Origin of the sequence: Mangrovibacterium marinum (assembly GCF_003046625.1) — a bacterium.
Taxonomy (GTDB): Bacteria; Bacteroidota; Bacteroidia; order Bacteroidales; family Prolixibacteraceae; genus Mangrovibacterium; species Mangrovibacterium marinum.
Map to the genome: position 1 here is coordinate 22,948 of NZ_QAAD01000030.1, position 14,091 is coordinate 37,038.

General features: G+C 48.1%; 5 protein-coding genes. 4 read left to right on the forward strand and 1 reads right to left on the reverse strand.

What is annotated here, in order from left to right; all coding sequences use genetic code 11:
* Positions 1-1,005: a phosphate acetyltransferase gene (gene pta / locus C8N47_RS17370; protein ID WP_107823848.1), complete on the reverse strand. Its 1,005-nt coding sequence runs from the start codon at positions 1,003-1,005 to the stop codon at positions 1-3.
* Between the two features lie 426 nt (positions 1,006-1,431).
* Between pta and C8N47_RS17375 the strand changes: the two genes are divergently transcribed.
* The 4 genes from C8N47_RS17375 to C8N47_RS17390 form a co-directional block, all read left to right on the forward strand.
* Entirely contained in the window at positions 1,432-4,347 is a 2,916-nt protein-coding gene (locus C8N47_RS17375; RefSeq protein ID WP_107823849.1) for an FAD-binding and (Fe-S)-binding domain-containing protein, read from the forward strand.
* 349 nt (positions 4,348-4,696) lie between these two features.
* Positions 4,697-5,293 carry a class I SAM-dependent methyltransferase gene (locus C8N47_RS17380; RefSeq protein WP_107823850.1) on the forward strand — a complete coding sequence of 199 codons (597 nt, stop codon included), beginning with the start codon at positions 4,697-4,699 and terminating at the stop codon, positions 5,291-5,293.
* Between the two features lie 794 nt (positions 5,294-6,087).
* A complete protein-coding gene (locus C8N47_RS17385) occupies positions 6,088-10,935 on the forward strand; it encodes an HYR-like domain-containing protein (protein ID WP_107823851.1) in 4,848 nt (1,615 codons plus the stop codon).
* 529 nt (positions 10,936-11,464) lie between these two features.
* Positions 11,465-14,091, forward strand: a 2,627-nt coding sequence (locus C8N47_RS17390) for an MBG domain-containing protein (RefSeq protein ID WP_211316202.1), incomplete at its 3' end; no start/stop codon positions are given.

A 14,091-nucleotide genomic window follows, 5' to 3' on the forward strand; every position in this document is an offset into this window, starting at 1 on the left:
CTATTTTTCGAAGGCTGCTGCCTGATTACAGGTTATTGCAACCAAATTTACAATATCACTCGCCGAACAACCTCTGGACAAATCGTTGATCGGAGCTGCCATTCCTTGCAGAATTGGCCCGATTGCCTCGGCACCGGCCAGACGTTGTACCAGTTTGTAGCCAATGTTTGCAGCTTCCAATCCCGGGAAAACCAACACGTTTGCACGTCCGGCAACGTCGCTGTCGGGTGCTTTCAGCTTGGCTACTTCAGGCATCAAGGCAGCATCCAGCTGCATCTCGCCATCAATTTTCAGGCTACCATCCATCTCTTTGGCAATTTTGGTGGCATTGGCCACTTTGTCAACCAGCGGATGTTGGGCACTTCCTTTGGTTGAAAAGCTTAACATGGCAATGCGCGGTTCCATACCAACAATGGCTTTGGCGGTTTTAGCCGTTGTCACCGCAATCTCGGCCAGCTGTTTTTCATCCGGATCGGGCATCACGGCACAGTCGGCAAACATCAGGATGCCATCGTGACCAAAGTGCGGATCGTTGACAAACATGATGAACGCTCCCGACACCACGCTTACTCCGGGCAGGGTTTTCACAAATTGGAAAGCCGGACGAAGCACGTCGCCAGTTGCATTAATAGCACCGGCAACTTCGCCGTCGGCATCGCCTGCTTTAATCATCATTGGTGCAAACACCAACGGATCGTTCAACATGGCCAAAGCCTTTTCTTTGGCTAAACCTTTCGACTTACGGATTTCAACCATTTTGTCGGCATAAGCCTCGCGACGGCTGTCGGTTTTGGGGTCCACAATAACGGCGCCTTTGATGTTGACACCGATTTCATCGGCCACCTGGGCAATTTCTGCCGGACTCCCCAACAGAATAATCCGTGCAATATTTTCTTTTAAAATAATTTCGGCAGCTCGCAGAGTACGAGGTTCTGATCCTTCCGGAAGAACAATTCGTTTCTGGTACTCCTGAGCATTTTTAATGACACGTTCCAGTAGTTTCATTTGTATAGAGCTAATTTTATAATACCTTCCTAGTTAATAAATACTTCCCGGTAAACCTTTTCTCAAAAAGTCGTTCTAGGCTTCATAAAAACAGATCTAAGGGGTACATTCTCAAAAAAACGGGTCAGTCTTTCAATGATCTTTTCAGGCTGAATATGATGTATGCAAAAATAAGGAAAATATACAGAGCCCAAAGCCAATAGCGCCACTTTAATTGGTTTTACACGGCAAACAGGGGCTGATTTATCTAATTTTCAGTTGAAATATTCGAACTTTGTGCAATCGATTGTATTGTAAACGGTGGAATTTGCCCGTTCGTCAGGACTATATTAATTTTTCTTAAACTTTAAATCGGGCTCTCCCTACATTGTCCCTGCAAAGCAGCAATTAAATGGTTAACTTTGTACTACGCTACCTTTAAATATTATGAAGCAAGACGACGCTTACCAAAACCTGAAGGCGAAACTTTCAGGAGATTTGTTCACCGAAAATGTACAACGAATTATATATGCCACCGATGCCTCCTCGTACCGGGAGATCCCGCAGGCGGTGTGCAAACCCAAAAACCGCGACGACATCCGCGAGATCATCCGGTTTGCCCGCGAAAACGGAACATCAGTCATACCGCGGGCTGCGGGCACCTCGCTGGCCGGACAGGTAGTCGGGCCGGGTCTTGTTGTCGACATTTCGAAATACATGAACAAAATCCTGGAGTTCAACCCCGAAGAACGATGGATTTGGGTTGAACCGGGCGTTAACCTGGCTGAACTGAATCAGTTTCTGGCGCCCCACGGCTTGCAGTTCGGGCCCGAAACATCAACAGCCAACCGTTGCTGCATAGGCGGTATGGTGGGCAATAACTCCTGTGGCCTGCACTCGCTGGTATACGGCAGCGCCCGCGAACACCTGCTGGAAGCCGAATGTGTGCTTTCCGACGGTTCAACAGTCAGCTTCAAAGCCCTGACAAGCGAAGAATTTCAGGCCAAATGCGAAGGAGACCACAGTCTGCTGGAGACCCGGATCTACCAAAATATTTACGAAACACTGGCCAGTGAACACAACCAGCAGCAAATCCGCCGGGAGTTTCCCGATCCGAAGGTCAAACGCCGCAACAACGGCTACGCCATCGATGTGCTGCTGGAAACCGATCCGTTTACCGGTAACGGCGAAAAGCTGAACCTGTGCAAACTGCTGGCCGGCAGCGAGGGAACCCTGGCTTTTTCAACCAAACTGAAGCTGAACCTCATCCCGCTTCCGCCCTCCCACCGCGGCCTGGTATGTGCTCATTTTGCCAGTTTAAAAGAAGCCTACCGCGGCAACCTGATCGCCCTGAAACACGGCCCTACAGCCATTGAGCTGATGGACGACATCATTATGAACTGCACGCGCGAAAATATTGAACAGCGCAAAAACCGCTTTTTCATCTCGGGCGAACCGGCAGCCATGCTGATGATTGAGTTTGCCTGCGACACGCTGGAACAACTACTTCAGAAAGCAGCCGACCTGGAAGCCGATTGCCGCATCGAAGGCATTGGTTATCATTTCCCGCTGGTGCAGGACGACGAGAATATCAAAAAAGTGTGGGCCCTGCGAACCGCCGGACTGGGCGTGCTGTCGAACATCCCCGGCGACAAGCGCAGCACAACGGTGATCGAAGATGCCGCCATTGCCCCGGAATATCTGCCCGATTATATGGACGAACTGGACCGGGTACTCGAAAAGCACCAGCTGAGCTGTGTAAAATATGCCCACATCGCCACCGGCGAAATTCACCTGCGCCCCTTACTCAACCTGAAAGACCAAAGCGACGTTGACCTGTACCATACCCTTGCCAAAGATATTGCGGCACTGGTAAAAAAATACCGGGGCTCACTAAGCGGCGAACATGGCGACGGCCGCCTGCGCGGCGAGTTTATCCCCTTCATGCTGGGCGAGCACAACTATAAACTGATTAAAAAGCTTAAGAAATGCTGGGATCCCGATAACATCCTCAATCCCGGGAAAATTATCGACACACCACCCATTACCGAAAACCTGCGTTTCCTGGTTGGTCAACAGCGCAGCTTCAACACCACCATGGAATTCAACATGGGTGAAAATCTGTTGCAAGCCATCGAGCGGTGCAACGGATCGGCCGACTGCCGCAAAAGTGTGCTGATTGGCGGAACCATGTGCCCCACCTTCATGGCCACCAAGGATGAAGATAAAACCACCCGGGCACGCGCCAATGTGTTGCGCGAATTTCTGACCCGCTCCGACAAAGCCAATCCCTTCGATCACGAAGAGATTTACCAGGTGATGGACTTGTGCCTTTCGTGCAAAGCCTGCAAGGCCGAATGCCCGTCGAATGTAGATATGGCCAAATTTAAAGCCGAATTTTTACAGCATTATTACGAGGCACATGGCATTCCGCTTCGAACCAAGCTGATCGCAAATATGCCGAGGCTATACAAGCTGGGGCGCAAATTCAGACCTCTGACCAATAAAGTGAGCAATGCGGCCTGGTTTAAAAAGCTGATTGGTTTTGCTCCCGAACGGCAGGTGCCGCAGTTGGCGAAGGAAAGCCTCCGGAAATGGTACCACAAGGCAACGCAGTCGAACACCCAAAGCATCGGGAAAGTCTATCTGTTTGCCGACGAATTTACCAACGAAAACGAAAGTGACATCGGCATTAAAGCAATTTTACTGCTCAATAAGTTAGGCTACGAAGTGGTGATTCCGAAACACCGCGAAAGTGGCCGTACCTTCCTGTCGAAAGGACTGGTGAAAACAGCCCGGGAAATTGCCCGCAACAATGTGGAAATGCTGGCCGGCTTAATCTCCGAAAAAACACCTTTGGTCGGGATTGAACCTTCGGCTCTGCTGACTTTCCGTGATGAATATCCGGATTTGCTCGAAGGCGATTTAAAAGATAAAGCCCGCGAACTGGCCAAAAACAGCTTGCTCATCGACGAGTTTTTAGCGCAACAGGACGAAAAAGGTAAAATCGACAAACATCGCTTCACCCTCAAAAAGGTTGACATTAAACTGCATGGCCACTGCCAGCAAAAGGCCATCGCCTCGACTGCACCAACCCGGCGGATGCTCGAGATCCCGTCGAACTACAAAGTCACCGAAATACAAAGCGGCTGCTGCGGCATGGCCGGCTCGTTTGGCTACGAAAAAGAACATTACGAGCTAAGTATGAAAATTGGCGAAATGGTGCTTTTCCCGGCCGTGCGCGAGGCTTTACCGCAAGAGATCATCGCCGCACCGGGAACCTCCTGCCGCCACCACATTCTGGAAGGAACCGGCCGCGAAGCACTCCACCCGATCGAGATTTTGTATAACGCGTTGAAGTAGCTGATAAGCTCCAAGCTTTTAGCAGCAAGCTCCACGCGGGAGGAACCGGTCAGCGTCAGTGTTCAGTCGCGGTCGCCAGTTGCTCCGGTACTTATGGACTGATGTACTCATGTACTTATGCACTTTTTCACGAAAGCAACAGATCCTGACCTGCATCAGGATGACGACAAAGGGAATTTTTGCGCCTTTTGCGTCCTTAGCGTTTCAATTTTACTACAGAGGTTTCGCAAAGAACCAAATCGAACAATTGAGCCGTTCAACGGTTCTACATCGCAACAATCAACCAAGCGCCAACCTGAAACCTGGAACCTGAAACTTGGAACTTGAAACTTAAAACTTGAAAACGAACATGAGCAACAATTTCTGGGATCAACGCTATGCCGTTGACACCTATGTATATGGTACCGAACCAAATGATTTTATCGCGGAAGAACTTCCGAACATGCCAGCCGGCAAAATTCTCTTTCCGGGCGAGGGAGAAGGTCGCAATGCCGTTTTTGCAGCCCGGTTGGGTTGGGAAGTGACAGCCTTCGACTCCAGCGCCGAAGGCAAAGCCAAAGCCGAACGTCTGGCACTGGCCAAAGGAGTTCGCATCAACTACCTGCTCGCCTCCTTCGAGGAAGCCAACTTTCCGCTGCAAAGCTTCGACGCAATAGCCCTGATTTACACCCACATTCCCGCCGCTGTCCGCCGTGGCTACCACCAAAAATTGATGAGCTACCTGAAGCCGGGCGGGCAACTCATCCTGGAAGGATTTGCCAAAGCACAAATCAACAACAATACCGGAGGCCCCAAGGACATCAATATGCTTTGGTCGAAGGAAGAACTGGCAAACGACTTCGCCGAACTTTCCACGCTGGAAATCCGAGAAATTGAAAAAGAACTGGAAGTAGGTCTGTTCCACCAAGGAAAGGCTGCCATCATCCGGGCAATAGCAACGAAATAGGATCCGGCACCAATGCTCCGGCTGTTTTGAGGGTCGCTCGGACTAAATCTTGTGCTGCTCAGCATAAAACGAGGATCGCTCGAAGCCATTACGATGTCGCTCAGCATAAAACCGAGCTTGCTCAGCGCCTTTGGTGTGTTGCTCAGCATAAATTGAGGGATGCTCCGAGAATGGAGCTTACTGGCGATTGACAAGGTAACGAACCTATGATCTTTGTTCTTTTCTACGTGAGCATCCTATCTGCTAACAGCCCGTTTTTGAGGATCAACTTTCATCTCAAATTTAGACTAACCGGCACAAACCGCATAGAACACCGCCAATAACCTCGTCATCAAGACATTTTTAATCGCTGAATTTGCTGTTTAGCTCACCACAAAAGGCCTTTTGATCAATCAACCAGCGACCAGAGTCCGCTTTTACACATCTCCGTAATTTCCCTGATTGACTTTCTTTTTTAATCGCCTTAACTTTTTTTTCAGGAAAAATGAAGGTAAACATTTCGTTCACCAGATACGGAATTCTACCCGCTCATATTCCCGGAAAATTGGCCTTTTCATTCGGTTTTAATCATCTATACAACAGCTACAATGGTGATTAAAGCCGGATTAGCTCATCAAACTACTTCTTACGAAGCAGGTACGAAATCTCCCGCTTTTAACGGCAAAAGCCTTAAGCTGCTTTTTCATCCACTTATCTGAAATCGTGATTAGTTCCTGCATACTCCCCACACCAACCTATTGTCCGATATCTATGATCTGGCAAAACGAATATGTAAAACCTAAAATATCCGACTTATGAAAAAACTTTACTTCCTTCGAAATGATCTTACGCAAGAGAGCAACGATAAAAGTTTGCCAACTTGCCACGTCAGATCCATTTTATTGGTTCTGATTTTCTTGTTTACAGGCTCGTCATTTCTTTGGGCGCAAACAGTAACAACTGATAAAGCAGACTACCTTCCTGGGGAAACTGTGACAATATCAGGTACCAACTGGCTTCCAGGCGAAACCGTCCTGTTGGTACTTGAAAAAGAGCCTCCAGTGACCGACCCGGTTGTTTTATCAGCCGTTGCGGACGAGAATGGCGATATTAGTAATAGTGAGTATGTAGTTTTGCAGGAAGATCTTGGCGTTACCTTTACGCTTACTGCAACCGGGCAATCCAGCCTGTTGACAGCTACAACAACATTTACGGATGGTGGAGGTGCTTACACCATCAATTTGGCAGCTGCCGATCCTAGCAACTACATACCTGCGATACCCTACCCAACAGATCTCACAGCGCCAACAGGATATGGAGATGGCAATGCTGTAATTCCACTTGCACTGTTCAATGACGGATCTTCTGATGTTAAAGTAGAAAGTTTAGCTCCCGAGGACATGGCCCTGGGGCAAATCGTTCCTTTCGAGATCAAGATTACAGTTAGTGGCGATATTACACCAGAGAATGGCATAATAACCTTCGTAGTCGGCTGGAACACATTAACAACCAATGGAGGTGATTTCGGTTATGACGCCCGTGGAGATGATGTTGGCTACGGTGTATTCAGGGCATTCATAGATACTGGCGATGGTGCTTATACTGATGGTAGCATTCAAGCTACTGTCGATACTTACACCTGGTCATTAATAAACGACGAGATTATAGGGATCTTCACTGTAAGTGGTCTTGAATATGGGGACGAAGTTGTTGTAGAAGCATGGTTGGTTTTAGATGATGATATCCCCGCCGGGATTGGAGGAAATGTTCAATCCCGTCTGATTGTTGCAGCTACCGGGCCTGATCAAACGATCAATGTCTCCAACAGTGGAACAATTACACTTGTTAACGGCGATGCGATCTCGACTGGTAATCAAACGGTACCGTTACTAAAGCCAAGTGATTTCTTCAATGCTGATGTGGATTTGTCCGTTACCAAAACAGATGATATTGATCCAATTTTAGTTGGAGAAACGCTAACCTACGAAATAACAGCATCCAATGCTGGTCCCTCTGTTGCTAACAGTGTGGTTGTGTATGATGTGTTGGATCCAAATGTAACCTTTGTATCTGCTTCTGACGGTGGTTATATCAACACAGATTCTGGGGATTTAATACCGGATGGAGCTGTACAATGGAACGTTGGTGCATTAGCGCCCGGCGCCTCGGTGACTTACACCGTAAGCGTAGCTGTTAATAATGATTCCCCGGCTACAGGCACAGGAGGAGACGGTAGCTCCACTAGTTGTATTACAGGAGTTGATTTATGTAACCATGTGGCCTTCATAACCATCAGCGATGATACAAATTCCTCAAACGATCAGTATTATGAGCCAACGGGAGTTTATAATTGTCCTGATTTTACACTACCTGCTAATGGAGAATCAACTGTTAGTTGTTTGTCTGATGCTACCCAGCCCACCCCTCCAACGGTTAACGATCATTTAGGCAGTCCAATTGTTCCATCCGGTCCTACAATTGTTGACACACCTGATCCACTAGTCTGTTCCGGAACAAGAGTATACACCTGGACTTATGAAGATTGTGAATATAGCCACGAATGGACGTATACTTATACGGTTAATGACAACCTTGCTCCTATGTTCACTACAACTCCGGCCCAGCTTGAGCTGACCTGCTTCGACCAGGACGCAATTGATACCTGGCTCGCAAGTGCTGCCGCCAGCGACAACTGCGGTGGACTCGTAACAATAGATAATAACTACTCTGCTCCGACAGGTGATTGCCTGAACGGAACATACCCCGTGAAGTTCACTGCAACGGATGTATGCAACAACTCAGCGGAAGTGACTGTCAACATTGTTATCAATGACGACGTAGCTCCTGTGTTCACTACAACTCCGGCCCAGCTTGAGCTGACCTGCTTCGACCAGGACGCAATTGATACATGGCTGGCAAGTGCTGCCGCCAGCGACAACTGCGGTGGACTCGTAACAATAGATAATGACTACTCTGCTCCGACAGGTGATTGCCTGAACGGAACATACCCCGTGAAGTTCACTGCAACGGATGTCTGCAACAACTCAGCGGAAGTGACTGTCAACATTGTTATCAATGACGACGTAGCTCCTGTGTTCACTACAACTCCGGCCCAGCTTGAGCTGACCTGCTTCGACCAGGACGCAATTGATACCTGGCTGGCCAGTGCTGCCGCCAGCGACAACTGCGGTGGACTCGTAACAATAGATAATAACTACTCTGCTCCGACAGGTGATTGCCTGAACGGAACATACCCCGTGAAGTTCACTGCAACGGATGTCTGCAACAACTCAGCGGAAGTGACTGTCAACATTGTTATCAATGACAATACTCCACCGGTGATAACCTGCCCTCCGCTTGCAGTTGTCAATTGCGAAGGTGACACAAGTCCGGAAAATACTGGAAAGGCAACAGCTACGGACAATTGTGATGCTAGTGTAGATATCACGTACCTGGATGCTACAAGTACAACACCAGGTTGTGCAGCCACAGCAACAATCACCCGTACATGGACAGCTACCGATGATTGTGACAACTCCAGTTCGTGTGACCAAACAATCCTGGTAGCATCAATCGACATTGTAAAAACGTTTGCTGCTGACAACGTGATCGCAGGTGGCGCAGGTAGCTCTTTCACGCTGGTTGTAACCAACGATGGTTCTGCACCACTGAGCAATGTTGCCATTTACGACGATGTTGATGACCGCCTCACCGTGACAAGTATTTCCGGTACCGCTGGCACAGATGCCGATACCGATGGAGATGCTCAAACAGTTGAGTGGCTAATACCATTACTGGCTCCGGGCGCTTCAGAGACTATTACTGTTACCTTCCAAGTTGCTTCGGATGTTGAAGAGGCAGATGGAGTTGAAGGACGTCTCAACGATGAATATAATGTACCGAATTCCGCCACAGTGAATGCTATTGCCACGGACGACAATACCATTAGCGTCGGTGACGAAGATGACGATACGATAGATATTAAGGTGGTCATCGACCTATCAATTGTCAAGGAATTCGTTCCGGCAGAGGTACAGGTACCTCAAGGTACATTCCAGACCTTTACTTTAGTCGTGAGCAATGCTGGACCATCTGACGCAGTTGATGTTTTGGTGAAAGATACCGTACATAGTTCACTTGAAATTACCGGTGTTAATGTGCTGGATCCTGGTATTGGTACTGCCACATGGGATGGTCCATACCTGGATTGTACTGTTCAAATCCCGGCCGGTGAGTCAGTAACGATCGAGGTTGAATATCTAACGGCACCATTCTTAGATGGCGATTCGCCTAACGATACAGGTGCCGGTGACGACTTTTACTTCGTCTTCGTGAACGGTAGCGTTCTGGAAGGATCAACTGATGGTGGCCCTGTGTTACTTGACGGTGTAGATATCACAGATCAAGTACAGATAATTACCAGTCTTACCCGAAATGACCTCATTTTTGACCCACCAGGCGATGATCCTGCATTCGAGATGCACCTCTCCTGCTCCGATCCTTTCACCGACGGTTGGGGACAATCAGCCGGTCCGGTTGAAGGTGTCGACGTCAACTGGCAGATTGCGTTCTTCACGATCGCCCGCTTCAATGCGAATGGCTACATCAAATCGTGTGGTAACGTGACCGTTCCGTATGATATACCGAACACGGGATACGCATCCGGGGAGGATTCGTATGAAACGCAAGAAGTGGATGATGATGCCAATGTGACCATTATTCCGGGTATCACATTAACCGACTTGACAACCCTCGGTAAGCGACTGACCGCCAGGCTAACGAATAAAACAGGCGACGATAAAGTGATTGAAGAAATCACCGTTGTGTGGCCTGAAAGTAACGGCGATCTGGTTAAAGTTTGGCTTGTTACGGGCAATGTCACCGAAGTTATCTGGGAAGGAAACTATGCTTGGGAAGAAGGCGGAGCCCTTCTCGATAGTTCCGATGTTTCGGGCTGGTATGGCAGTACACTTCTAACAGGTGAAGCCATCTTGCGTTTCGACTTTGTGAATAAAGTCGCAAACTCAGGTTACACCATCCGTGTCTGGTTCGAAGATGGCACGTGGTTGGATATACACAAGGTGGGTGACCAACCAACTCCTCCACCAACAACAGACTTGAACTGTACAGCCGAAGTAACTACCGAAATAGGAACCTTCAAGGGCAGCGATGGTGTAGTTACAGTTACCGTATCGGGCGGTACAGCTCCTTACGAAGTCTGCCTGGGAAGCGACTGCGAGCCTGACGTTCTAGAGGGAGAAAATGTAAGCTTTGGTGCTCTGAGTGCTGGTACATACACATTCGACGTAACGGATGATGACGGAAATACCTGTAATTGTACGGCAACACTTTCAAATCCAAAGAAAAACAATAAAGAAGCAGCGGTCAGTTTCACGGTTGAGTCTGCCGACCTGCAGGTTTACCCGAACCCGTTTAGCGAGAAGGTTCGTTTCGAATTTGTTTCGCCGGAAGCGGCACAGGTACGAATCGATCTCTACGATATGCACGGCCGAATGATTAAAACTGTCTTCGATGAAATGATCGAAGGCAATGCACTCAAGGTCGCTGAGTTCGTTCCGCAAGGAAAAACCTCGGGCGCATACCATTATCGTTGTATTATCGGAGATGAAATCTTTACAGGAACATTGATTTATCAGAAATAGTTTCTTTTCTGAGTTCGACAACAGAGAGAGAAAGGGGGACTGAATTTATCCAGTCCCCTTTTATTCGCTTTATACCACCCAACTGCGAAGAGCCTGCAACCGCTACACCTTTGTTCATCCAACAACTTCTTTCGCTTATTCAAAATAGTCTTTTGATAGATCAAATAACAAAAAGGAGCAGCTTTCGGGCGAACACTCTTTTTCCGCATTGACTTTCGCCTGAAATAGCCCTAACTTTTTTTCTCGGAATTTTGAAATTGAAATGATTCGGTGTATTCCTTTTTCATACCATTTCAAACATTCAGATAAACCGGATGATCTTAACTTCGATTTATAAGCTATTGCTGAGGCTAGCTCCCCCCTTTAAATCAGAGTGATTGAACAACTGCTTCTCGAAAAGCAGGTACGAGCTGACTAAAATTAACGGACTACGAAAGTATCTCTTTTATTCCCCCCCCTTCTGTTCAATATAAAATCTGCCACAAGGAAGACTTGATTAAAAAAACATACAAACCAAAACGAAAGGCTTATGAACGCAAAAACTCTACCTCTGAGAATTGTACGGAAACTTTTTATGCTTATCGCTTTTATGGCGATGTTCCTGCCTGCCGGCTTTGCCCAGGAAGTAAGCATCTTCACCGACAAAGACGACTATTATCCCGGCGAGTGGGTTGTGATTACCGGCTCGGGCTGGGAAAACGATGAGAGTGTTTTGATTAACCTCACGCACATTGAACCCAACATCCCCGATCACACCCACGATCCCTGGTACCTTTACCCCGATGCCAACGGCGACATTTACGACGAATGGTTTGTGTTTGACGAAGAACTGGGCACCACCTTTTGGATGACTGCCACCGGAACAACAACTGGCTTGTTTGCCGAGACAACGTTCACGGATGGAAATGCTGTTACTTTTATTGTTGGAACACAAACAGGCGATGTTTATTCAGGAATTGGTGGCGATGTGACTTATGTTGTTGATGCTACCCGGGATGGAGCGAAAAACGCATTTACCTCAACCCTAAGCACTAACAATCTGCCAGTAGGTGCAACGGCTGTTTTTTCACCCAATCCTTTGTCATTCCCTGGAGAACGAAACGTGACACGAAGTTCAGTGCTAACGCTCACTGTCGCTAATACAGTGACTGAGGGCACTTATGCATTCACGATAGTTGATGATAATGGTAGTGATCCTGCTAATGCAACCCTTATTGTTAGCGGTTGTGCTCCCCCGACTGCTTATATGGTAACCGGCACCGGTGCCTATTGTACGGACGATGCCGGTCTGGCAGTTGGCTTAAACAAGTCAGAAACCGGAGTAACTTACCAACTTTATCTTGATGGGACAATAGCAGTAGGGTCACCAGTAGCAGGTACAGGCTCGGCAATTAGTTTTGGGATTCAACCCGCAGGAACCTATACTGTTGTGGCTTCCCGTGTTGCAGGTGGATGCACCAATAATATGAATGGGAGTGCTGTGCTGACTGAAAATACAATCGATCCGGGAAGCATTGCCAAAGGAGCAACCAACCCGGGACCAGGCTGCGGATCACTTAATCCCAATGCTGCCGGAACCATTGCTAGCGGTTCAACTGAAGCCAGCGGATCCGGAACAATCACTTACCAATGGGAAATGAGTCTAGATGAATCAAGCTGGGACGAAATCACAAGCGCTACCAGTTCAAGTTTTAATATTCCGGAAATTTCGCAAACAACTTTTTACCGAAGAGTAGCTACGTCGACCTCAAATGGTGTGGAATGTTCTGCAATCTCCAATGAGCTGGAATACATTGTATATCCTCTTCCTGAAGTAGCAGCCATTTCGGCCGATGGTTCAACAGATATTTGCGTAGGATCAACGGTGCAACTATCCTGTTCCACACCCGGCGGAACATGGAGTAGTGACGATCCTTCCATTGCTACTGTAAATCCGTCAACAGGCTTGGTTACTGGCATAGCCGAGGGTACGTTGAGCACTGGAATTCATTACACGGTGACCAGCAATGATGGTTGTTCGAAATCTGCCAACAAATCCATTAGCGTATTACCTCTGCCTGAAGTGCCAACGGCAAACAATGTCACCGTTACTTACGATGGCACTTCACATTCTGCATCTGCAACCGTGCCATCCGGATACGAAATAGATTGGTACACCACTGAAACCGGTTCAACAACCACCACAGCTCCTACCGGTACCAATGCAGGAACCCATACCGCCTGGGCCGAAGCGAGAACTACGATGACCGGGTGCTTAAGTGATGGACGGACGGAGGTGACGCTAGTGATTGAAAAACGGCCGATTACGATCACTGCCGATGCCGGGCAAACAAAAGTTTACGGCGAAGCTGACCCGCTGCCGCTTACTTATCAGGTTACTTCTGGAAGCCTCGCTTCCGGGGACGCATTCGATGGAGTTCTGGAACGCGTTTCTGGTGAAACAGTCGGAACTTACCCAATAAACAAAGGCTCCCTGACCATCGCAGAAGGGGCTACAAACAAGGAAAACAACTACAATGTAACTTACGAATCTGCTGACCTCACGATCAACCCGCTGGCTGTAACTGTGACTGCGGATGCTCAAAGCAAAACTTACGGTGATGTTGACCCAGCTCTCACTTTTGTTTCGGTTCCTGCTGTCGGTACATCACTGGCCAACGGTGAAACAATTTCATTTACCGGAGTTCTGTCTCGCGTGGCCGGAGAAGATGTCGGAGCTTATGCAATCAACCAAAACACGGTTGAAAACACCAACTACGACATTACATACACCAGCGCTGATTTGACAATCGGTCAACTCGCTGTTACAGTCACCGCAGATGCTCAAAGCAAAACTTACGGTGATCTTGACCCGGAACTGACTTTCGTTGCAAGCCCAGCTGTGGGAACTGTTCTGGCAAATGGTGAGGTGATTAAATTTACCGGAGTTCTGTCTCGCGTGGCCGGAGAAGATGTCGGAGCTTATGCAATCAACCAAAACACGGTTGAAAACACCAACTACGACATTACATACACCAGCGCTGATTTGACAATCGGTCAACTCGCTGTTACAGTCACCGCAGATGCTCAAAGCAAAACTTACGGTGATCTTGACCCGGAACTGACTTTCGTTGCAAGCCCAGCTGTGGGAACTGTTCTGGCAAATGGTGAAGTGAT